This window comes from Flavobacterium sp. S87F.05.LMB.W.Kidney.N, from assembly GCF_004366435.1.
Classification (GTDB): Bacteria; Bacteroidota; Bacteroidia; order Flavobacteriales; family Flavobacteriaceae; genus Flavobacterium.
In genome coordinates this window covers 813,439-838,301 of record NZ_SODX01000002.1, presented here as the reverse complement: position 1 = coordinate 838,301, position 24,863 = coordinate 813,439, and the positions used below count along the sequence as shown (strand labels likewise).

General features: G+C 35.0%; 14 protein-coding genes. 1 reads left to right on the top strand and 13 read right to left on the bottom strand.

Going from position 1 to position 24,863, the window contains the following annotated elements; translation table 11 throughout:
- Positions 1–46: 46 nt before the first annotated feature.
- From EDB96_RS09250 to EDB96_RS09240, 3 genes are all read right to left on the bottom strand, one after another.
- Positions 47–1,081, bottom strand: a complete 1,035-nt coding sequence (locus EDB96_RS09250; RefSeq protein WP_134140308.1) for an SDR family NAD(P)-dependent oxidoreductase — start codon at positions 1,079–1,081, stop codon at positions 47–49.
- A gap of 176 nt (positions 1,082–1,257) precedes the next feature.
- Complete coding sequence (locus EDB96_RS09245; RefSeq protein ID WP_243839323.1) at positions 1,258–1,935, bottom strand: GNAT family N-acetyltransferase; 678 nt, start codon at positions 1,933–1,935, stop codon at positions 1,258–1,260.
- 1,047 nt (positions 1,936–2,982) lie between these two features.
- Positions 2,983–4,320, bottom strand: a complete 1,338-nt coding sequence (locus EDB96_RS09240) for a DUF6734 family protein (RefSeq protein WP_134140306.1) — start codon at positions 4,318–4,320, stop codon at positions 2,983–2,985.
- A gap of 865 nt (positions 4,321–5,185) precedes the next feature.
- Here EDB96_RS09240 and EDB96_RS09235 point away from each other — a divergent pair.
- Complete coding sequence (locus EDB96_RS09235; RefSeq protein ID WP_134140304.1) at positions 5,186–5,998, top strand: T9SS sorting signal type C domain-containing protein; 813 nt, start codon at positions 5,186–5,188, stop codon at positions 5,996–5,998.
- A 132-nt stretch (positions 5,999–6,130) separates the two neighbouring features.
- Here EDB96_RS09235 and EDB96_RS09230 read toward each other — a convergent pair whose 3' ends face one another.
- From EDB96_RS09230 to EDB96_RS09185, 10 genes are all read right to left on the bottom strand, one after another.
- A complete protein-coding gene (locus EDB96_RS09230; RefSeq protein ID WP_134140302.1) occupies positions 6,131–7,501 on the bottom strand; it encodes a glycoside hydrolase family 27 protein in 1,371 nt (456 codons plus the stop codon).
- A 31-nt stretch (positions 7,502–7,532) separates the two neighbouring features.
- Positions 7,533–9,953 (bottom strand): sugar-binding domain-containing protein, encoded by a 2,421-nt coding sequence (locus EDB96_RS09225; RefSeq protein ID WP_134140300.1) that lies wholly within the window; start codon positions 9,951–9,953, stop codon positions 7,533–7,535.
- 22 nt (positions 9,954–9,975) lie between these two features.
- Positions 9,976–12,444 (bottom strand): glycosyl hydrolase family 95 catalytic domain-containing protein, encoded by a 2,469-nt coding sequence (locus EDB96_RS09220; RefSeq protein ID WP_317126463.1) that lies wholly within the window; start codon positions 12,442–12,444, stop codon positions 9,976–9,978.
- Positions 12,445–12,458: 14 nt separating this feature from the next.
- Positions 12,459–14,438, bottom strand: a complete 1,980-nt coding sequence (locus tag EDB96_RS09215) for an alpha-L-arabinofuranosidase C-terminal domain-containing protein (RefSeq protein WP_134140298.1) — start codon at positions 14,436–14,438, stop codon at positions 12,459–12,461.
- Positions 14,439–14,457: 19 nt separating this feature from the next.
- Positions 14,458–15,897, bottom strand: coding sequence for a glycoside hydrolase family 28 protein (locus EDB96_RS09210; protein ID WP_134140296.1), 1,440 nt, complete (start codon positions 15,895–15,897; stop codon positions 14,458–14,460).
- Positions 15,898–15,999: 102 nt separating this feature from the next.
- On the bottom strand, positions 16,000–17,562 hold the full coding sequence (locus tag EDB96_RS09205; RefSeq protein WP_243839322.1) for a glycoside hydrolase family 28 protein: 1,563 nt from the start codon (positions 17,560–17,562) through the stop codon (positions 16,000–16,002).
- Between the two features lie 29 nt (positions 17,563–17,591).
- Positions 17,592–19,229: a sodium/sugar symporter gene (locus EDB96_RS09200; RefSeq protein ID WP_057116329.1), complete on the bottom strand. Its 1,638-nt coding sequence runs from the start codon at positions 19,227–19,229 to the stop codon at positions 17,592–17,594.
- 57 nt (positions 19,230–19,286) lie between these two features.
- A complete protein-coding gene (locus EDB96_RS09195; protein ID WP_134140294.1) occupies positions 19,287–20,429 on the bottom strand; it encodes an acyltransferase family protein in 1,143 nt (380 codons plus the stop codon).
- Between the two features lie 102 nt (positions 20,430–20,531).
- Positions 20,532–23,672 carry a glycoside hydrolase family 2 TIM barrel-domain containing protein gene (locus EDB96_RS09190; protein WP_134140291.1) on the bottom strand — a complete coding sequence of 1,047 codons (3,141 nt, stop codon included), beginning with the start codon at positions 23,670–23,672 and terminating at the stop codon, positions 20,532–20,534.
- Between the two features lie 42 nt (positions 23,673–23,714).
- Positions 23,715–24,593: an inositol oxygenase family protein gene (locus EDB96_RS09185; protein ID WP_134140289.1), complete on the bottom strand. Its 879-nt coding sequence runs from the start codon at positions 24,591–24,593 to the stop codon at positions 23,715–23,717.
- Positions 24,594–24,863: the final 270 nt, after the last annotated feature.

Genomic DNA, 24,863 nt, shown 5'->3' with positions numbered 1-24,863 from the left:
AAAGAAATAAGGCTCAACTATGTAAGCCTTATTTCTTTCAATTATATTAAATGTCAAATTTTACACCAGTCAATTCTTCACTTATAGTCCAGAGTCTTTGGGTAGCCTGGTCTTCCACTGCAAACGGTGCAACCCCAGCTATTCCAGCAGGACTTTTTCTGCCGGCTTCACTATCATAGAAATCAGGATTGTAGTCTGCAATTTCAACATTTTCTAGATATACACCTCCAATATTTTGAAGTTTAGGGCTCGTAGCTGCCCAAACGGTTGTAGCAGCTCCTTGTTCTTTGGTTTTTTGTATTTTTTTCATTTCTGCTTCGGCTTCAATGTTTGGTGTTCCGTCTGGATGCAATGCACCTATTGCAACAAAATCTTCAAAAGTTAAATATCTGCTCAAATTCGTCTCTAGAATTAAACCAGGGTGTAAGCTATAAGCACGAACACCAAACTGCTGTGCTCTTTTATCCAGTTCTACCGCAAAAAGCACGTTTGCTGTTTTGGCTTGCCCGTAAGCTTCAAATTTGTCGTATTTCCTAACATTGTAATTTACATCTTCAAAAAGAACTGGCGAAAAGTGATGCCCTGAGGATGAAACATTTACCACCCTTGCTCCATTTGCTTTTTTCAAGGCGTCCCACAGCTTCGCAGTCAAATGAAAATGCCCTAAATGATTGGTAGAAAATTGTCCTTCATAACCACGCTGATCACGCTGCAAAGGGGTCCACATAATACCTGCATTGTTTATAAGCATATGCAGCGGTCTACCCGAAGCTAAAAAATTTTCAGCGAATGCATCAATAGAATCTGGGTTTGTTAGATTTAATGTTTGTACTTCTACATTGAAAATTCCTTGCAGATTTTTCTTTGCTTTTTCCGTATCTCTTGCTGGAACGATAACTGTTGCCCCTGCCGAAGTCAGTGTTTTGGTGATTTCTAATCCAAGTCCACCGTCACCACCTGTAACAATTGCGGTTTTGCCTGTAAGATCAATTCCTTGGATAACATCTGTTGTTGTTGATGCTTTGTTGAAGCCTGAACCTATCGGTTTTTGTAAAGCTCCGTTGTAATTATTTTGTTCCATTTTTTTAAAATTTTATTAGAACAAAAATAAAAAGCATTTATCCCGCAAACTTTGTTTAAAAGTCCTATTTACTTTGTTTATAGGGTCGGTTGTTGTTAATGTGCTTACACCTCTCTCCTTATTATAAAAGCATATATAAAGGAAGCTGTCCAAACTGAAATATTATACGTCTGAGATCAATTGTCCTCAGATGAAAATGCATCAGCTTTCGGATCATAAAGCATTGCCGTACACAAACAGTTTTTTCTTTCTTTACTGAGCAATATTGGGCAATTCACGCAAGTCTTGCAATTTTCCCAAAAAAGATCGTCACTTGTAAGTTCCGAGAATGTAACCGGTTCAAAACCTAGTTCATGGTTCATTTTCATTACGGCAAGACCAGAAGTCAAACTGAATATACGGGCAGTTGGATACTTCTCACGACTCAGCTCAAAAATAGTTTTCTTAATCCTTTTTGCAAGTCCAGTATGTCTGAATTCAGGTGCTACAATTAATCCTGAATTAGAAACATATTTTCCCTTCTCCCATGCAGAAATAAAAGAAAAACCTGCCCACCTGCCATCTGATGCAAAAGCGATGACAGCTTCTCCTTTTTTCATTTTTGCTTCAAGCATTTCTGGAGAGCGCTGAGAAATACCTGTTCCACGTGCGATAGCCGATGATAATGTTACCTCACTGATTTGCTTGATCCAAAAAGTATGAACAGATCTGGCTTTCTCAATAATAAATTCAACTGGTTCCAAAACATCCGCGGCAGTTGAAGGGATTGTTTTAGTGTAAAATGAGCTTGAAAATAAAGCACTTTTACTAGGCAAATGTATTTTAGGATCTATAATAGGGTTCATAATTTTCATAATAATTTAGTTTACAATATTTTAGAGATTAGCAAAACAGTAATAAAGAAAACTATGGTGAACACCATTAAATTTATTACCCTTCCTTTATTGTGTGTAGATTTATTTGTTATGTATTGTTTCGTAATCTCTTTACTTCTAGTCTTATTTGTTTTCATATATCTATATTGTTAAAGTTGCAGCAAAAGTTTTAGAACCTACAAATCAATTCGATTCTATCAAGTTTAAAACAACTGTAATTTTTCTGAAAGCTAAAAAACAAAGGGTATGCCAAGAAAAATAAATATTTGCAAGTAATTAATTATCAAGATAATAAAGAACAAAATAGTAATTACACTATTCAAATTATTATCAAAATGATAAGATAATAATCAAAATGAGAGGCACACTAGGCTTATAATATTAAATTTCTTAACCCATAAGACATCCCAAAAGTTTATGACCAAAGAACTTTCATTACTTTTTGGATAAAAAAAAACTGCCAGCATAAATACTGGCAGTTTTAATTTGGAATTATAAAGTGTCTTTAAGAACAGCACTAAAATGAGCTTCAAGATCCTGATGTTCTATTCAAGGCTGAATTAACACTTATAATATCTGTTTCTAATTTCATCATAACACAGATTAGGATACTGATAACCTCCCATAGTCTGTTTTAACTGTTTTTCAGTTAGTTTTTGCACATCACTCGGTAGAAATTTTTTAACTTCTTTGTCTTTTGGTTTTTTGTTAAACATAACTTATAGTTTTAAAGTGATTATTATTCCAATCATTTAAAGACACTTGGAATTTATGTCTGTTTTAGCGCAGTTTTTTTACTGCTTAAATATCTTTGAATTAACTGTGCAAGGTCATGATTAAGTTCTGGTATCCACAAAACCAAAATTATACTTACAAATATGATTTATTTTTACGATAATTACTTACTTTTAGCTTCTTTTTTTTAAATTTTAACATAATTACTGCTTTTATAACAAGGAGTATCTAAAAATATTCATGAAACAATGAACCCTATGAAATGTTTGACCAATATGCTTTAGATTATTCTTATTTATAAATTGCGATTATTTTTAAAACAATATAACTGGCAAGAAGTCCGTTTAAAAGTGTTAAAATGCCGTCTTGCTGCTCCTGTGTGTCGTAATCAAAATGAACCAGCATTTCTGCAATAAACTCAGAATACGGGATTCCCGGTTCTATTGCGCCTAATGCAATTTGATCTAAATCATCCAGCTGGTATTTTCCAGGAGCAGCGTTATGCTCCTTTATTTCCAGAAAAGACACTTCTTCACCATTGAGCTCAGAGACTGTCTGTTCAAGGCCGTCTAACAGCGCGATATTAAAATCTTCCTTTTTCCCAAGCATGCTTTTCAGATAACCTGACAGACCTTCTGTATAAAGGTCCCTTTTCAGCAGATAATGCTCAGCAGAAAACTTTTTACTTTTGAGCTCATGATCAAACATAGAAATCAGTTCTGCTGCCATTTCTGGGGTCAAAAATTCAATTTCATTTTGCTCGCCTTCCGCCTCATTGATCATTACGGCCCATTTTGAATAATACTGTGGATAATTTTTCATTACATAGACTTCCATAGCTTTACATACGGCAGGATTTTTTTTATAGGCTCCCAGTAAATGTAAATACTTTTTATCGGGAACATCCTGAAATTCAGCAAAACCAGAATAGTAGCCGTCATTGTACACTTCATTAAACAAAAAATCAATTTTTGCCTCCCTCTTCTGAGCATACTGATAAAACAGCACCTGCTCAAAAAATAGATTAAAATTAAGGCAGTTTATTTTGGACCAGGCTTTTCTGTTTTTATCTAAAAAATCAATGCTGATTCTGGCATACTCTTTAAAAAAATCAATATCATTTCCCCCTGTAACGCCCATATTGCATCCAAAATTATCGGGACGCTTGTGATAGCTCTTCATTTCATTGGGCATGTACAGGAGTTCGGGTGAAATTTCATTCCACATTTTAGCATAGTTACTGGCAGTAATTTCTAAATTCTGCGTGAGTACAGCCGCATCACGAAATTTTTCATTCAAAGATTCCCAAACAAAAACATCTCCGTCAATGTGCAGAAACGGCTCGGTCTGCATCTGGTATACTTTAATTTTAGAAACAGCCCAGAGATCACTGTGATAATCATTTAAATCATCTAAAACGACATGAACTTTTGTATACGGAAGCTGAAGTTTTGTAATTAAGATCTCATATCCGAAACGATCTGTGTACAATTCAACATCTTTATGAAATTTCACCAATTGGTGACAGCTTAAAATCCAGCTCAACCAATTGTATTTATAGGAAAACCAGCCATAATTACTTTTTATATCAGTTGAATTACCGGTCCAAAAACTTTGTATTATCTTCATTTAAATGGAGCTGAGCTTATATTTTTAAATTAAAATGCCAATTATTCCCGATTCTTGATTCATACTGTATCCGATAAAAATGCCTTAAACATCATTTTTCAAATTTGAATCAGTATAATACCACTTGCAATATAACTTAATTATTTGTAAGTTTTTTACGGTATTCCGTATTATCAAGAGATTCTACTCTCAGCCGTTCAAAACATTATATCCCAACTGGAGTCCAAAAAAATAAAAAATGGATGATGTAGCTGACAACACCAATACAGCCAGCAGAAGTAGATGGGAGCAGGATATCTTAACAGTATGAAAGAGGCCTTGAAAACACAGGATTTTAATAAACAGTACAATCATCAATATTCCTTTTCAAAACCTCTGCTTTTAAATTTAATTTCTCGATTTATAGATTCATAAATTCTTTATTTGAATCGCTTCCTATTGTTCAACATGTATTTTTTTGTAAAAACAGACTAAAAGCCAGAAATTAAATAGTGTTAAAATCACATTTTATTTATTTTTTAACTTTTATAATGAAAGAAAATTTCTTAACTTAACATAATAATTGATCGACTAACGGTTAAAAAAACCGATGTATTACCTAAATTTATTAAAAAACAAATGCGTGGCTTTTTACCATCGATCAATAAAATTTTACTATTTATTAATAATTAAAAACAAATTACAAATTTAAAAATCATCGCTAGGGAGAAAAAACTACTCATCACAATCTATTTTGTATTTATTTTGTATTTCTAGTTTCAGAATATTCATTCTGTGCATCTTTTCTATTGATGATATTTTAAAATTTTTAGAGAACCAAGGTATCAGCGTATATCTCTTTATTAAACATTTAAATTATCGTATTATGAAAAAACTTTTCTTATCATCTGTCCTGCTTTTTCCTATTAATTCGGTTCTCTTATCTAATCCTATTGCTGTCAGCCCTTATCAAATCTTTGAAGCTGTAGGCTTTACAAAATCCATTAGCCCACTTGAAACAGAAAGACACAGGGTGTGGATTAATCTAACAAATCCCAACGGTTTATTTAAACAAATTCTTATCGGATATGTAAAAGGAGCCACCAACGGATGGGATCTCAATTATGACGCTGTCTCATTGGATGCTAACAAGTTCGCCGATTTTTACAGTATCAATGAGGATAAAAAACTCGTTATTCAAGGACGCGCCCTGCCATTCGATTTAGCCGATACAGTGCCTCTGGGTTACAGATCCAGTATTGTTGGAGATTTGACTATTGCCATTGATCGCGCTGATGGCGATTTATTAAACTACAATATTTATTTACATGATAAAGAAACTGGTACTGTTCATAATTTGAAAAGTGGCGGTTATACATTCTCCTCTCCTACAGGTGTTTTTACAGATCGTTTCTTTATAAGTTATGGTACTGATAAAAACTTAGGAATAGATGATTTTAAAAATGTTCCACAGAAATTAAATGTTGCATCGAAGGATAAAACCATCAGGTTAAAATCGGACAAGACAGGATTAAATGAGGTTTCTGTTTTCGACATAGCAGGAAAACTGCTTTACAATAAACAAAATATCGGGGAGTCAGAATTAGAGATTTCCAGCATTCAATCAGGGCCTCAAATTTTATTAGTTAAAACAACATTAGATGATGGCCATATTATAACTAAGAAGGTACTTTTCTAGTTTGAAAAAAGCACAAAAAAAATTAAAGCTAGCGGATACGATCAAGTTTCCGCTGGCTTTTTTTATGTACTTTTAAGAACATTTGTTGTTTATATTTCAAAAGATACTAATAGAGTAAAAATATTCATTTATCTATTTTTTACTTTTTAATTGATATAAAACAGAACTGTGCGATTTTAAATCTGTTCCTATTTCTTTTGAAATTATTTTTGATTTTTCGCCTGTCCACATATTTAAAACCTCCACAGAACCTGAAATTCCAAGATCTGAAAGGTTTACAATTACTTTTTTTGAAACTGTATCTGAGATATTAAACAAAGCCAGATAAATACTTCCATCTTTTGCATTTTTTGAAGTCACGGCAATCTTTCCCTCTTTCTGGAAAAGTTGTTTTACTGCTGTACTTTCGTTATGCATTTTCACGACCTCATTATTTGTCAATAAAGATAGCGTAAAGGCATCGTTGCTAGGTAAGTCTCCCCCAAAGAACAATGGTGATTTAAAAATGTTGAAAAATGTAATCAACGTATATTGTTCGTCTTTTGTTAAACGCGTCATTCTGTCTTCGCCACGCTCTCCCCTAATCGAAATACGTCCTAACGGAATCATATCGCAGTCTGGCCATGTTCCTGGTGCAATGTATGGATACCATTTTTGTGCTACATCCATCAAATGCGTGATATGCGGCCATGTGTCCCAAACATCATCCACCATACGCCACATATTGGCATGTGTAGTTACATGTGGTGCAGCAGAAATTGGTGTTTCTCCAGGTGAAGTGCTCAAAACTATTTTACGTCCGCAATTGTCGATTGCATTTCTTATTAAGTTGATTTCTCCTTCGTGATAAGGTCTTGATAAATCATCGATTTTAATGAAATCTACTCCCCATTGTGCATATAATTCGAAGATAGAATTATAATATTCCTGAGCTCCGGGTTTATCTGCCACAACAGTATAATTATCTCTTAACCATTCACATTGTAATGCTGTAGAATAAATCTGGTCTGCTGTGATTCCGTTGGTTTCTTTTAGTGGGAGTTTATCTTCAACTGCTTTCTTCGGAATTCCACGCATTATATGAATTCCGAATTTTAATCCTTTTTTATGGATATAATCGGCTAAAGGCTTAAAACCTTGTCCATCTTTCGCAGAAGGAAATCGGTTAACGGCTGGAAGATATCTTCCGTACTGATCGATTACATATCGCGGGTTTGTCTGATTATAACCTCCTGCTTTATCATTTTCAACAAACCATCGAATATCAACAACAATATATTCCCATCCAAATTTCTTGAGCTCTTTTGCCATGTAATCGGCATTGGCTTTTACTTCGTGTTCTTCAACTGTTGGGCCATAGCAATCCCAGCTGTTCCACCCCATTGGCGGTGTCTGAGACCATTGCTTGAATTCTTCTTTTTGAAAGGTTTTATTTTGACAGTTCGATGAGATCGAATACATAATAATTCCTAATACCAACACAACTGTGTTTTTTATCTTCATCTTAATTTGAATTAATTTGAATACTATTTTTCTATTTAACGTTTATGGTTACTTCATCAGGTTTTAACCACTGGCTCGTAAATTTAATTTTGATAGGTTGTGCTTCTCCATTTGCCTGAATGTAAGCTGCAATGTGTCCATGAAAAACTCGCTGTACATTATCTGTGTAATCTGTCATATCGCTGTTGTTTCCCGCTTCAAGTCCTAATAAAGTTCCGGGTCCGCTTATTGTACATTTCACTTCATTGTCTGAAAGCATAACTGGAAGACCGTTTTGATCTTTAACCTGAACCATAATTTTAGCTACTCCTTTGTCTCTGCTGATGGTAATATCTTTATTGTCAATAACTAATTCAACTGGCTGGTTTGTTGTTTTAATTGCATAATGAGTTACTTCTTTATCGCTTTTATCTAAACCAACTACTTCTAATTTTCCTGAAACAAACGGAATATCCCAATATATTATTCCCGTTTTTTCATCGTACGATTTGGTATCGCCTACTACTTTTCCATTTAATTCTAAACGTGCTTTTGCCGCATTGGTATAACAAACCACGCGAATTTTTTGTCCAGTTTCGTAATTCCAGATTGCCCAAGCATCTTTAGAAATATCTTTTTCATTTGTCAGCGGATACGTTCCTAAATAAGCCATTGGTTTATCTGACCACAATGACTGGCGGAAATATCCTCTTGGTTTGATTACGCCCGCAAAATCAACTAAACCAGAATAAAATCCTCTCGAGGGCCATCTTCCAGATTCTCCTAGATAATCAATTCCTGTCCAGAGAAACTGCCCGAAAATATGTTTGTTATTTTTTACAGCAAGCCAAGGCTCTATATTATGCGTATTTTCACTTCCGTAAATCACTCTTTGAGGGTATTTTTTGTGATCTTCTTGATATTTACTTTCTGTATAATTGTATCCTGTAATATCTAAAGCACCTGGATACTCTGTTTCGTTAGACATTGCAACACCCGCCAAACCAGCCGTTGCAGGACGAGATTTGTCGTATTTTTTAACCGCTGCAACCAAGCGTTTGGCAATAGCCCCTAGTCGCATGGCATCTGGTGCATCTTTTTTGTAACCACCATACGCAGCCTGTCCAAAACCATTGGTTCCTTTATCTAAAACTGGATGCGAATACGGATCGTTTGGATAATCTACTTCATTGCCAATACTCCACGCAAATACGGAAAGATGGTTTCTATCACGACGGACAAAATCTTCTAAATCTCTTTCTGCCCAATCGGCAAAAATATCAAATGAACCTTCAAATCCTGGCGTTCCATAATTCCAGCCTTGTAACCATTTGCGTTTTGGAAATTCCCATTCGTCATAAGCTTCGTTTAAAACCAATAATCCTAATTCGTCACAAAGCTCATAAAAATCTGGTGCCTGCGGATTATGACTTGTACGAATCGCATTTACTCCAATTTCTTTCAGGGTTTTCAATCTGGTCTTCCAAACTTCTCTAGGAACGGCAGAACCTAGAACTCCAGCATCGTGGTGTAAACAAACGCCTTTCATTTTCATCCATTTTCCGTTAAGGGCAAAACCGTTATTAGGATCGAATGTAAAAGTTCTAAAACCTGTTTGTGTTACTGTTTTGTCAATTTCTTTTCCATTTTGTAAAACTGTAGTTTTGAGTTCGTATAAATTCGGATTATCTAAATCCCATAATTGTGGATTTTTTACGTTTATTTTAGCAGCTATTTTTCCTTTCTGATTTGCTGCAACTTCAACTTTAGAAGAAGATTTTGCTACTGATTTTCTATCCTGCGAAAAAAGTTCATTTATAATTGTAAGGCTAGTTTTTTCTTTTGAGCTATTTTCGACTTCAACCTCAACATTTAATATTCCATTTCCTTTTTTTACTTCTGGATAAGCGTAAACTCCCCATTGTGCAATATGTACTGGATTTGCATAAACTAACCAAACATTTCTATAAATTCCAGAACCGCTGTACCATCTTGAATCAGCACTTTGACTGTGGTCTACACGAACAGAAATGATATTTTCACTGCCATATTTTACAAATCCAGTAGCGTCATAAGCAAACGATATATAACCATTTGGACGCTTTCCTAATGAATGTCCATTAATAAAAACTTCACTTCTATTGTAAACCCCTTCAAAATACAAATAGACTTTTTCGCCCGATTTACTTTGCGGAATAGTTATAGATTTTCTATACCAGGCAATTCCTCCTGGCAGATAACCTGTACAGCTTGCAAGAGTCGGACTCAGTTGTCCTTTTACGCTCCAGTCATGCGGCACATTTACCTGCTGCCATTTACTGTCGTCAAATGAAACGTTTTTGGCATCAGAAATATCCTGAAGATTAAATTTCCAGTTGTCATTGATTTTGTTCGAATCTCCAAACGAAATCTGGCTGATTGCCGAAAAACAGGAGAAGAGAAATATGGGTAGTAAGATCTTATTTGTATACATTATCTTTAGCTTTAATATATTTTTAATTGACTGGTTTTATGGTATAAGATGTTCCCTTTTTAGTTTCAAATACTACGGTGTAACCAATAGACGATTTCTCGCTTTTGATATTAAGTTTTTCAATTACGAATGGTTCTCCTGCTCTTACAGCACAAATGCCTCCCTTATTAGATACAATTTTGGCCTGGCTCATTTTGCCATCATTCCATTTAATATCTACAGTGAAATTACCTTTTGCTGTAATCCCCTTTATTGCTCCGTCTGTCCACGAATCTGGTAAAGCGGGTAGCAGATGTATTTTTTTGTTCTGGCTTTGCATGAGCATTTCTATTACACCAGCTGTTCCTGCAAAATTCCCATCGATTTGAAAAGGCGGATGAGCATCAAAAAGATTTGGATAACACCCGCCATGTCGGCTATACTCGGTATTGTTTTCTTTTGTTAATCTTAATTGGTTTTTAAATAATCTATAAGCGTGATTCCCATCTAAAAGTCTCGCCCACATATTTACTTTCCATGCCAGACTCCAGCCCGTACCATCGTCGCCGCGCAATTCTAATGTTTTCTTTGCTGCCGCAGCCAAATCTGGTGTTTTTAGCGGTGCTATTAAATTTGCAGGATGTAAAGCATAAAGATGTGATGTATGCCTGTGATGCGGATCTTCTTCTTCAAAATCTTTATACCATTCTAAAAGTTGTCCTTTATTTCCAATTTGAAAAGGAAGTAATTGATCTGAAGCTTTGTTAACTTTTTGCCTGAATTCTAAATCGGTGCCTAGGACTTTAGATGCTTTTACGGTATTTTCAAATAAATCTTTTATGATTCCGATATCCATGGTAGAAGCTGTCGTTACAGTTCCTTGCTTTTTTCCATCATAAAAATATTTGTTCTCTGGCGATGTTGAAGGCATCGTTACCAGATAGCCGTCTTTGTTTTTTTGAAGCCAGTCTAAACTAAATTCTGCCGCTCCTTTTATAATTGGATATACTTTTTTCAAGTATTCTTTATCACCTGTATATTCATAATGTTCCCATAAATGCCTGCTCAGCCAGTTGGCTCCCATATACCAGTTGGCCCACATAGGATCTCCTTTTCCAAAATCACCTACAGGATTGGTCATTGCCCATATATCTGAATTATGATGCACTACCCACCCATTGGCATGATAATAACTTTTGGCTGTTTCTGTTCCTGTTACCGAAACATTTTTAATGAACTCGTCAAGCGGAAAAAACAATTCGGACAAACTTCCCGATTCAACAGGCCAATAATTCATTTGCAAATTAATATTTGTCGTATAATTACTGCTCCAAGGTGCACGAAGTTTGTTATTCCAGATTCCCTGAAGGTTGGCCGGCACATTGTGTGTACGCGAGCAAGAAATTAACAAATAACGCCCAAACTGAAAAAATAAAGCTTCAAGACCAGTATCTTTTTCGCCTTTTGCATATTGCTCTAATCTTGTATCAGTCGGAAGATTCGATTTATCGGTTTCTTTTTCATTAAGCTTTAAAGAAACTCTATTAAAAAAATGCTGAAAATCTGCAACGTGATCTTTTAGTAAATTATCATATTTCTTTGTTACAGCTTTTTTAATTGGATTTTCTGCGAATTTATGTTCATCTTTTCCCTCGCTGTCTGGACATTTATCAAAGCCATTAAAACTGGTTGCTGCCGAAACGAAAAGTAGTATTTCAGATGCATTTTTAATTACTAATTTATTTCCATCAGAATTCATTACACCGTCTTTTATTACGGGTTTAATAATCAATTCAAAACGCATTCCTCTACAGCCAGATGCATCTTCATAAACGATTGGTTCTTTGTTATAATCAATATAATTCGGATCTACATGCGAAGGCGCTTTGCCTTTTAAAACCACTGACTGATTTTGTACTGTTTTTTGATTTCTTAAAAGACTTGAAGCATCAATTGTTACTGAGAGTTTCTTCAACTGATCTGCCGAAAGTTTAATCACAATGCATTGCGCTGGTGCCGAAGCAAATATTTCTCTTTTGTAATTTACACCCTTTATATTAAAACTGGTAGATGCTAATCCCGTTTGTAAATCCAAACTTCTATTATAAGATGCTGCTTTTTGTCCCTCAAAATCATGTGTCAAAATAAGATCTCCCAAGGGCATAAAACTTTCGCTGTAAGCCCCCTGCATGTTTTTAGTCAAAGCATAGGCTTTTTCAAAATCTTCATTCGTTAGTGCTTCTCTAATTAGAGCCAAATTCTTAAAAGCATCTGGATTTACATTTTTCTGCACAGGTCCGCCGCTCCACAAAGTTGCTTCGTTCAACTGAATTAATTCAGAATCTATTCTTCCAAAAACCATTGCACCTAGTGTTCCGTTTCCAATTGGCAGAGCTTCTGTCCATTCAACAGCGGGCTGATTGTATTGGAGTTTTAAATCTTGGGCATAACCCACAAAACGGAACAAAAACAAAAGCAAAAAACTTTTTCTTAAAAGATTGTAAAGCATCATTTTTAAATTTTTAATTAAATAGTCTTCAGTTTTAAAACCGTTACCGAATACGCAGGAAGATTCAATTGCTGTTTCCCTTTTGCAATTTTATATTCTCCTGTTTTCGGACTTATTTTTTTCGGATCTGCAAACGTATTTTCATCCTGAACATTCGGACTTACAAGTGTAATTATACTTCCTTTTGAACCTAATTTTGCTCCTTTCAAATCAATCGAAACCTCTTGATTTGATGCCGATGTATTAACCAATTTCACAATTATTTCTTTTGTATTGGCATCTTTTACTGCAGATGCGTATAAATTGTTTTGCCCCGTTAATGGTTTAGCTTCTTTAGTAATACTCAATAAATCTGTCCCTTTATTGGTTGAAAACAATTGCTGTACATAATAATTGGCGGAACCATAAGATTGTAGATTATTAAACCAAATCATATCTGGAGTCCATTGCCAAGCATCTTCGTGAGCCATTAAAGGGGCATAAGATGTTAGATGAACTACTTCTGCATTTCTTTCCAGTCCGGTCATAAAAGCAGCTTCAGAAAAAGCACATTCCCAATTATTCCTGTTATTCGGATTGGCTCCTGAAACACTTTGAGCAGCATATTCTCCAGCAAATATTTTGGGACCTTTTCTGTCATAATTATCATAACGCCCGGCATTTTCTCTAAACCATTGCGGACTTTTATAATAATGCTCATCTACAAGTTCTGCATTAAGTTTTTTAAGTTCTTCCATAGCAAAATCAAAATGTTCACCGTCTGGAGAAGGACCACTTCCAGATACAATAATGATGTTTGGGTATTTTGCTTTTATTGCTTTCTCAAAAACTTTATATCTTTCAATATAATCGGGTCCCCATTGTTCGTTTCCAACTCCAATATATTTTAGATTAAATGGCTTTGGATGCCCCATATCCGAGCGGATTTTCCCCCAAGTAGTTGTGACAGCACCATTGGCAAATTCAATTAAATCTAAAGCATCCTGTACATAAGGGTCAAGTTCGTTTATTGGAGCCAATTCACCAGTATTGTACTGACAAGCCATGCCGCAGCTTAAAATGGGAAGCGGTTCTGCACCAATATCTTCTGAAAGCTGAAAATATTCAAAAAATCCTAATCCAAAACTTTGAAAATAATCTGGAGTTTGTTTATGACTGAATTCTACATTCCAACGGTTCATCATCGTTTTTCTGTCTTCTACATTTCCAACTGATTTTTTCCATTGGTAACGATCTGACAACGTTCTTCCTTCAACAATACAGCCTCCCGGAAAGCGTAAAAAACCAGGTTTCATATCATATAAAAGCTGCACCAAATCTTTACGAAGACCATTTTTTCTGTTTTTCCAAGTATCCTCAGGAAACAATGAAATCATATCTAAATCTATAGTTCCTGTTCCTTCAAAAGTTATTTTCAATTTTGCTTTGGCTTCCGTTTGAAGTGCTGTTATTTGTGCGGTATAATTGGTCCATTTTTCAGATTTTGGATCGACACTGGTTTCTCCAATTACTTTTTGATCTTTATCAATAAGTTGAAATATAATCTTTTTGACACCTTGGTTATGATTTGCTGCTTTTAAAGAAAGGTTATATTTTGCATCCTTTTTCACTCCCATTCCTCTAAAACCTTCATTTATTAAAACATAACCTTTTGCATTATTAATTTCAACTCTGCAAAAAACAGTATTATCTGCCTCAATTTTTATTGGCGCTGCGCTACCCGATTCTTTATTTAATGAAGATCTTTTTGTATTGGGCTGTTCCCATCCCATTAAAGGTTTTTCAAATTCAAAAGATCTGTTTTTAATCATTTCGGCATATAGCCCTCCATCTGCAGCAAAATTGATATCTTCAAAAAATAACCCGAACATGGTTGGCTGGATTTTAGTAATGGTTTTAGAGGCATCTACTTCTAAAGTTACTTTTTGAGCACTTATATAAAAACTGCTTAAAAGAATACCACAAATAGTAAATTTTGTAAGGATCTTATTTTTCATAGTTTTTGGAATGAAAGAATTATTTTTTTACTGCCTCTAATTTAGCTGGAAAAGCTGATTCTCCGTCTAAATTTGTTACGATTAATTGATCTACGTTTTTACTTTCTACTGCATGTTTAAAATATTCTGGTTTATTTTCCCCCCATTGTACGGTACAATTCTGAACTTTAATACGTTCAGCAACATCAAAATAAAATCCCGAAGTACTTCCTTTTACAAAACCTTCAACATTAGAAGGCCTTCTATCGTATACTCCACCTGGAAAAGATGTTGTCTTATCTATAAAAATACTCACATTGTCAAAAACAATATTCTTTATTTTATCTTTTGATTCGCCGCTCACAAACACACCATTTTCTCCTGTACATTGAATATTAGAGAAATAGATGTTTTTTATTTCACCCACTTTTCCTTCTGTTGCACCTTTTGGAAAACGCCAATTGGCATCTTTATGATTTCCTTTTGCCCTGCTAAAAGCCGTTACATAAATGGGTTCTGCTTTTCCCCACCAAGTATCTGTGGTCAACTTACTTTCGATAATGATATTTGAGAAAATGACATCGCTCACTGTTCCTTCATCTCTGTTCTGAATTCCTAATGCTCGATTGCTGTTTTTAATGATGCAATTATTGAACACTACTTGTCTGATTGCATCCATGTTTTCTGATCCAATTTTGATCGCACAGCTGCTGCTGGTCATTGTACAATTAGTCACTGTAATATTTTCGCAGGCGCCAAATTCTTCAAATTCCCTTCTGTTTTTTAAACAAATGCAATCGTCACCGCTTTCTATATAACAATCGCTGATTCTTACGTTTTTAGAATGATCCAAATCGATACCATCGCTATTGCGTACTTTTAAGCTGTTCAATAAAGTAATCCCGCTTATTACAACATCGTTACAACCTACTAAATGTATGGTCCAATAAGCTGAATTTCCGATATGAACATCTTTAATTCTGATATTTTTTCCTCCAATAATGGTTAACACATGCGGTCTTGGATCCAGCACATTAAATGGTTTTAAAACATACGAATCTTCTAATTCCTCGCCCATGAAAGAAATTCCGTTTCCATCAATTTTGCCACTTCCGCTAATGGTAAAATCCTCAACATTTTCTCCTCCAATCCATATTGTACCTTCTCCTGGATTGGTCCTAAAAGCGCTTTTTGTATATAACTTTTCATCTGGACTAGCCAATAATTTTGCTCCTGCTTCGATATGAAGATCTACTTTTGATTTAACATCAATTGGTCCAGCTAAAAATGTAAATGGTGCCGGAATTAAAACTCTTCCTCCGGTTTTACTGCAGGCATCAATTGCTTTTTGAATGGCTGCTGCATCATTGGTTTTACCATCTCCTTTTGCTCCGTACTTTTTAACGTCATAAACATTCTGTGCCGAGACTGTTAAAGACAGACAAAAAATCAGGATCGCAATTATAGATTTCTTTTTCATTTTAATTTATTTATTAAAAACCTTGTTTAAAATAGCTTTAGCAAAGTTTTCGGTTTATTTTTTTAATTTTATACTGCTGGTTCGCGTCTCTGCGGCGCAATTTTATTTAGCAGGCAGTTCAAACTTATTTTGTTCTGGCTCTATTTTCCTTTTTAAAGATTCGCTGTCCAAATTACTTGATGGAACATCTTTAAAAATAATTTGGCTGATTTTATCAGAAGGAACATCAATACCTTTCATTGTCAGATTTTGTACATCATCAAAAACAAAAGCGGGACGAAAATCTTCTTTCTCCAGTTTCAGTTTTATGTTTTTCATTTCGATTCCGTTTACATGACGAACGTAAAAACCCCAAGAAGGCAGTTCTCCAAACATGGTAAATTCAGGATAACCGCTTATGTTTTCTTTTACATCTTTTAATCTGCTTAAAGGATGATATGCCATTCCTTTTGAAGCTCTTCCGGGATATGTAATTTCTATATTTTCTAAAGTCACATTTTCTACAAGGTGTCCTGGAATTCCAGCGATCGAAGCAGGAAACGGATTATGGAAATAATCTACTTCTGGCCCGCGCATATCGTAATCTATATCTGGACGTCCAAAAGGAACTTGCACTTTTACATTTTTAACCGATACGTTTTTGATATATCCCGGTTTATCTCCATTTCTATGGCCAAGACGAATCAATATTGCGTTTCCTGTATTTACAGCGGTTATATTGGAAACATTAATATTTTCAATTGCTGCCCCGTCAACAGATTCAATTGCAACTGCCGATCTGAACGTATCAAAAACATTGATGTTTTCAATTGTTACATTTTTGAAACTGCCATAAGAGCCAGTTCCAAATTTTACGGCATTGGCACTTGATCTGATCGTGCAATTTGCAATGTAAATGTTATTATTATGCAAGCCCGGTACTTCTGATTTTAAGCATATTCCATCATCTGCTGCATTTACATTGCAATTGGTTATGCGAACATTTTCGCATCCGTCAATATCAATCCCATCATTATTCCAGTAAGCTCTGCTATTGACTTGCATAGCATCAATTACAATATTTTTGCAATCTGTAAAACACTGCACCCAGCCTGGACTATTCTTTAAGGTAATATGGGTCATGGTTATCGAGTCGCATTTTACAAACGAAATGAGTTTTCCTCTTCCATCTTCAGGACGCATTCTTCTATAATTGTATTTTGGATCAATTCGAACTCCAGTATGATGCAGGCTGTCGATTGCCAATGCCAGTTCTCTTCCTTGTCCATCTATAATTCCTTTTCCATTTACGGCAATATTTTTTGATTCATTTGCTACAATCAAAGCTCTTATTTCTCCGTACTTTGGATAATCATTTGGATTGATGCTTCCTAATAATACTGCCCCTTCTTCAAAAAACAATTCTACTCCGCTTTTTAAAACGATACTCCCGGATAGAAATTTACCTTTAGAAAAAATAACTCTTCCTCCTTTATTTTTATTTGCTGCATCGATAGCTTTCTGAATAGCTTTGGTATTTAAAGTTTTACCATCTCCTACGGCGCCATAAGCAGTTATTAAATAATCTTTCTTTTTAAAAGCATACGTTTCTGCATTGAAGCTCAGCTGCAAAAGAAAAAACAAAATGAAGCAATTCTTGAAAACTTGTTTGTTGTAAATATTCATACTTATTTCTTTTCAATTACTAATTAAAATCACCAAAAAACAGTATATAAAGCCACTAAAACGCCACTGATAATAAATGACCCTATAATAAATTCCGAAGACACCTTAAACATTGATTTATCTACCTCTATTTTATGGATTTCAGATTCTTCTTCAGAAACTGGTTTTGCCAGACTTATTCCAACCATTATCAACACAATCATGAAAAAAACAATGGTCATCCTGTCTAAAAAAGGATAATCTGGGAAAGCACCTTCTGTCCACATTGGAAGGAATTTTAAAACTGCCGCAAGTGGAACTGTCAATAATGCGCCTGCAAGTCCCGCTGACGGAGTTGTTTTTTTCCAGAACATTCCCAATAAGAAAATGGCTAAAACTCCAGGAGAAAAGAAGCCCACATATTCTTGTATGAATTGATAGGCCTGATCTAATGATTTTAATGCCGGCGCAACAAAAGCGGCTATGATCATGCAGACAACCACACACCATCTTCCTGTACGAACCAGCTTTTTTTCTGATGCCTGAGAATTAAAATATTTTTTATAAATATCTAAAGAGAAAATAGTCGAAATACTATTGGCTTTTCCGGCTAAAGAAGCTACGATTGCAGCTGTTAAAGCCGCTAAAGCTACTCCTTTTAAACCTGCAGGAAGTAAATTCATTAAAGTTGGATACGCATGATCTGGTTTTAAAACTCCAGCAGCATCTACCATTTCCTGCTGAAACATGCCGTTTTCATGCATTACAAACATCGCGATTCCTGGTAAAACAGCTATAATTGGGACCAATAATTTTAGGAAAGCAGCAAATAAAATTCCTTTACGGGCAGTTTTTAAATCGGCTCCCAAAGCTCTCTGAACAATATATTGATTGCATCCCCAGTACGCCAGATTATTGATTAACATACCGCCTATTAAAACAGACATTCCAGGCAGTTCATTGTAATGCGGATTCGATTCGTCTAATATCATATGCAAATGTCCTGGCGCTTCATGGGCAATAATAGAAAGTCCTTTTAAAATGTCTTTTCCAAAACCAAACTGATCCGAAAGTAATGTTAGAGCTAAATAAGTTGTTACTAATCCTCCAAGAATTAGGACTATAACCTGAAACATATCGGTATATCCAATCACTTTCATTCCGCCTAAAGTAACAATTACCGAGAATAAACTTAATGCAATAACACAAAACTGAAAGCTTACCGGCGCAATAGATGAAATCGCCAAAGCTCCCAAATAAATAATAGACGTAAGATTTACAAATACATATATTAACAGCCAAATAATAGCCATAATAGTACTGACTGTTCCGCTATATCTTTTGGCCAAAAATTGCGGCATAGTAAATATCTTGTTTTTAAGATAAACTGGTAAAATAAACATTGCCACTATAATTAATGTAGCAGCCGACATCCATTCGTAAGAAGCAATCGCAAGTCCGATGGCGAACCCCGAGCCACTCATACCTATAAAATGTTCTGCTGAAATATTCGAAGCAATCAAAGAAGCTCCGATTGCCCACCAAGTAAGCGATCCTTCGGCTAAAAAATATTCGTTGGAACTAGTGGCTGCAGTTTTCTTGCTTCTGTAAATATACATTCCATAAGCTGTAACTATGACAAAGTAAATAAAGAAAACAATGTAATCTGCGGTTTGTAATACATTCATAATTGTGTGGTTATTGTGTGGTTAGATAGTAAAATGTATTTTAAGATTTGATTTGTATCAAATTTTTAGAAACCATTTTCTTTTATATAGAAAATAAAGTAAAAGAAGCTGTATAACAGTTACTGATAAAGCGGCAAATACGGGCTGCCAAATAAGCGGTAGAAAATTTATAAGTCCGCCAAAGACATAATCTGCCGTATGTTTAAAATCTACTAAACCTTCGGCGGCCATGTAAATTAAAATAGAATTTGAACCGATTAAAATTAAAGGGAATGCCCATTTATGAAAATCCAGTAAATCGATAATTAAATAAAAACAAACAAAAAATAAAATACTAAACCCGCCAACAAAACAAACAAAAGAACTTGTCCATAAATGTTTATTGATTGGAAAATTAATATCCCAAATTAAACCAGCAATAATTAAAATTACTGCTGCAAGAGCCATTAAAAGAATTTTTACTTTTATAGATAAATGACATTTTGATTTTAAAAATGTTCCCGTAAAAACACCCAGCAAAGCGGTCGAAATAGCAGGCAGGGTTGAAAATATGCCTTCTGGATCGTAAACTGTGCTGTGCAGTCTGCCGGGTAAAAGCAAACGGTCAATATAGCCCTCCAGCGATCCTTCTTTGGTCAAAACTCCAGCTCCAAAATCTGGTACGGGAATCCATTTCATTGCAGCATAATAACCAATTAAAATTCCGAAGAACCAGATCAATTGTTTTTTCAAATCAAAATTCAAATAGATGATTCCGGCAAAAAACCATGCTAGTCCAATTCTCCCTAAAACGCTTGCAAAACGCGTGTGGTCAACACCGTCAAATCGCAACAATCCATTTACTACAAGACCTAAAACCAGTAAAATACAGGTTCTTTTCAGCATGGAAAAATAAATCTTTCGTTTTTCTTTTGAAGGCAATTCCTGAGGTGTTTTTACTCCCGCTAAACTCATTTTCTTTTCAAAAGAATATGGCATAGAAACTCCTGCAACAAATAGAAACACAGGAAAAATCATATCATAAAAAGTAATTCCATTCCATTCTGCGTGATGCAGCTGTGATGACATCCAGATAAAAACAGGAATTGGAGCTGCTTTTGCCAGAGCATGGATAATATGTTCCCCGCTCATAATCCAAAACATCACAAATCCCCGCAGTGCATCTAAGGAAATTAATCTTCCATTTGTAGGCTTATTCATTTTTTAATATTCAGTGGTCGGTTGATAGTTTTTTTAGTATTCAGCCGCAGTCGCAGTATTCAGTGTAGTTTATGCTGAATACTGAGGCTGCAAACTGCAAACTTATTTTATTGGTTGAATAACAAATCCGTAGCTGTATTCACTTTGTGTTAGTACATATTGTTCGTGCGGCGGCAATCCCCAGCTGTTATCTCCTCCTAAACCTCGCTGTGTTAAATCGACACAAACTACTACTTCTTCTCTTGGGGTAATATCGCTGGAGTGCATATTCTTTTTAGAAATTCCTCCGTCAAAATCACTAGGATAATTATTCAAAGTACTCATAGATAAAGGCTGCAGACCTTTTATTTCCAAGCCATTTCCTGTATTGCTTGACAATTTGAACCAGCGTATATCGGTCTTGTATCCATTTTCTTGTGGGCGTGTATAAGGCACATATTGGTCTGCAACCTTACTATTATAAATTCCTTTGAATGAGGCTGTTTTTCTGTCTGGATAATTTTCAAAAGGTCCTCTTCCATAGTAGTCCAGATTTTCCAATGTCTTTTTCAAGGTAAAAATCATTCCGAAACGAGGTAATTCTGGTAACGGATTACTGCCTTTTTTATAAGATGATTGTATTGCTAAAGCACCATCATTTCCTAATGAATATTTGATAGTATAATCAGATGCAACATCGTTCAGTTTTAATTTTGCAATCACATACTGCTGCCCATTTTCTTCTGTCTGCCGAATGTTTTCTAAAGTGGTATTTTTTCCTGCCGTTCTCCAAACATTAGTTCTAATTTGCATTTTATTTCCAATATCGTTATCAGTTGGTGCTCTCCAGAAGTTGGGTTCAGGATATTGTTTAAAATATTCCTCACCATTTAAACTGTAGTACGAAATTAATCCAGTTGATTTGCTGATTTTTACAACAACATTATTTGACGTCAGAACAAATTGCTCTTTTTCCTCCTGAATTTTAGCAGTATTTATCTTTTCTGATTTTGCAAAATAATTGGAGTCTTCGATAACAAATTGCTCTTTCGCAATTTCAAAATTCTGAGGCAGTAATTCTGATCCCGTTTTGGTGTACGCAAAGACATTCAATAAATATTCTGTTCCTTCTTTTGACTCTAATGTCGGTAAATCGAGCTTATACTGCTTTTTTGTTTTTGGATTTAGAGCAACATTAATTATTCCTTCTTTAATTACTTTACCGTTTTCTAAAACCTCATATTTAAAGTTGTACTTATTTAGATTTGTAAATCCAAAATCATTTACAATTTCAATTAATCCGTTCTTGATATCAATGACATTAAATAAAATATCCTGATATACCTTTTTTACTTCAAATGCTCCGGGATGTGGAGTTCTATCGGGATAAACTAATCCGTTGTGACAGAAGTTTTCATCGTTTAAATAGTTTTGGCTCCCCATGTCGCCGCCGTAGGTCCAATATTTTCTGCCTGCTTCATCTGTTCCTTCAAATCCCTGATCTACCCAGTCCCAGATAAATCCGCCCTGCATATTTTTGCTGCCACGAATGATATCCCAATATTCCTGAAAATTACCACTGCTATTGCCCATTGCATGCGAATACTCACACATGATGTATGGACGGCTGACTTCTTTACGTGCCGCATATTCCTTCATGTAAGCAATTGTTGGATACATCGGACATACTATATCTGTATTTTCATTTTCTTTTGCCTGCTCAAACTGAACTAATCTTGTATTATCTCTTTTTTTGATCCATTTGTAGGCTTCATGAAAAACAGGTCCATTGGCACTTTCATTACCTAATGACCAAATAATGACAGATGGCGCATTTTTATCTCTTTCAACAAGACTATAGATTCTATCCAGATGCGCTTCTCTCCATTCTGGAAGGTGGCCAGGATTCGTTTTTGGATTCATATAAATAAGAGGCTGTCCCTCTACTCCCATTCCATGGCTTTCGATATTGGCTTCATCTACCAAAAACAAACCGTATTTGTTGCATAATTTCACCCATAAAATATTGTTTGGATAATGACTGCAGCGTACGGAATTAATATTCAGCTGCTTCATCATTTTGATATCTTTCATCATCGTGGCTTCGTCCTGATAATGTCCAGTTTTTGGATTATGTTCATGAATATTTACACCATGAACCATTATTCGGACTCCGTTTACCAATAATTGTCCGCCCTTTAATTCTACTTTTCTGAATCCAATTTGAGTGGAAACGGTTTCGATAATCTCTCCTTTTGCATTTTTTAAAGTCAAAAGCAAAGTGTATAAATTTGGCGTTTCACTACTCCATAATTTAGGATTGGATACCTTTTGTGAAAAATTGATTGCCTGAATTTTTGAAGCTTCAAAATTGACATCAAGTTCTTTTGTAAATACGTTTTTTCCAGAAGCATCTACCAATTTTGCTGTCAATTTTTGATTGTTAACAGCAGTCGACGTAAGGTTTTTTAAACTTACTTCGACATTCAAACTTCCGTTTTTGTATTTTGTATCTAAATCTGGTCTGGCAAAAAAATCTGAAATGCGAACATTATCTGTGCTGTATAAATATACATTTCTGTCAATTCCAGAAAGTCTCCACATATCCTGATCTTCCAGATATGAGCCATCACTCCATCTGTAAACTTCTACAGCCAGATCATTTTTTCCAGGTTTTAAATATTTAGAAATATCAAATTCTGCAGGACTTTTAGTGTTTTCGGTATATCCTACTTTTTCACCATTTACCCAAATATACATGGCAGATGTTCCTGCTTCAAAATGAAGAAAAACATGTCGATTTTTCCAGTTTTCAGGCAGTACAAAATCTTTTTTATAAGAACCAACAGGATTATCCCAATGATTTATAAAGGGCGGATTTTTTTCGAAAGGATAGGTTATATTGGTATAAATTGGTATACCATAACCATTCAGTTCCCAATTTGAAGGCACCTGAAGCTCTTTCCAGTGCAGGGTGCTAAAATCCGTTCTATAAAAATCTTTTGGGCGCTGATCTGGTGTTGGCGACCAGGAAAATTTCCACTTACCGTTTAAAGAAAAATACCAAGGTGATTTTTCATATTTATCGCTTATCGCAGAAGTTTCATCTGCATAAGGAAGAAAAGCTGCACGGGCAGGTTCTCTGTTAATTTGAAATACCTGTGGATTTTCCCAGTCGTTGCGGTCTTTTTCCTGAGCCGAAATTCCTGCCGTGATAAGCAGTAAAAGGTTTATAAAAAATATTTTGGTTTTGGTTTTATACATTATTTTGGTTTTAGATAGCTTTCAAATGAAATTTTGATATTCCTAGAACTTCAATTTCTCAGGTAAATATTTAGCCACTAATTCTTTATAATATGGAAGTAGTGCTTTTACGTCTGGCTTAACAGGTGCTTTGGTATATAAATCATAGGGATTGAACTTTCTTACCCAGTCAAACATTTCGACGTCTTTTTCATTCATCAAATGAGCATAAGCATTTTCTTTATGCTGTGAATAAAACGAATGATAGCGAATCATATACAAAGCTGGATCTGGAAGATAATCTTTCATAATCTGGTAAAGATATTCATCATGTCCCCAGCTCATTTTTACATTATCCAGCCCGCAGTTTTCTGTGTATACACCAAATTTGGTATTGAATCTTTTGTCGGTATAATCTGGATTTTCTTTAAAAAACTCCGAATAAACAATCTTATCCGAATAAGCACAGCCCACTGGAAATGTATCGCCCACAACTGCCCACTGCGGTTCTCCAAAAAGACATAAAACTTTACCCAAATCGTGAATAAATCCTGTCAATACAAACCAATCTGGATGTCCGTCTGCTCGAATGGCTTCAGAAGTCTGTAAAAGATGTTGTGTCTGGTCTAAGTCAATATCTGGGTCGCTGTCATCTACAAGTGTGTTTAAAAACTCAACAGCTTCCCAGATTGACATTTCTTTTCTATTAAACTGCAGAAAATCCTGTTCTTTACTGCATACAAAATCATAAGTCTGATAAGTATGGTTTATTCTATAAAACTCCTTAACCGTTTCTACTCTTTCCGAATCGACGTAATTTCTAAATTCTTCTTTTTGTTTTTCTGGTGTACTTTCTGAAGGATCAGGATATCGCAGCAACAAATCATCTTCCCACTCATCTAAATTATTCAACGGATTATCTGTGTCTATATGCTTTTTCATAATGCTAAAAAGTTTAAAAGTTATAAGACAAAAATAGAATTACATCTACCGTTCAAAATGGATTAATACATCAAAAACATGGATAATTTTAATTATTGTAAGATTTTTATACTTTTTTATTGACTTTTTTTTATTCCCGCATTTTAATACAGCCCACGGTTTATACTGTGTGAGAAAGCCTGAAAAATTAGATTGTGGATTTGCAATGCGAATTTGAAACGCGCGCCGAAAGTGGAAACCTTAGGCTATGTTTCGAAAAATAATTCGTGT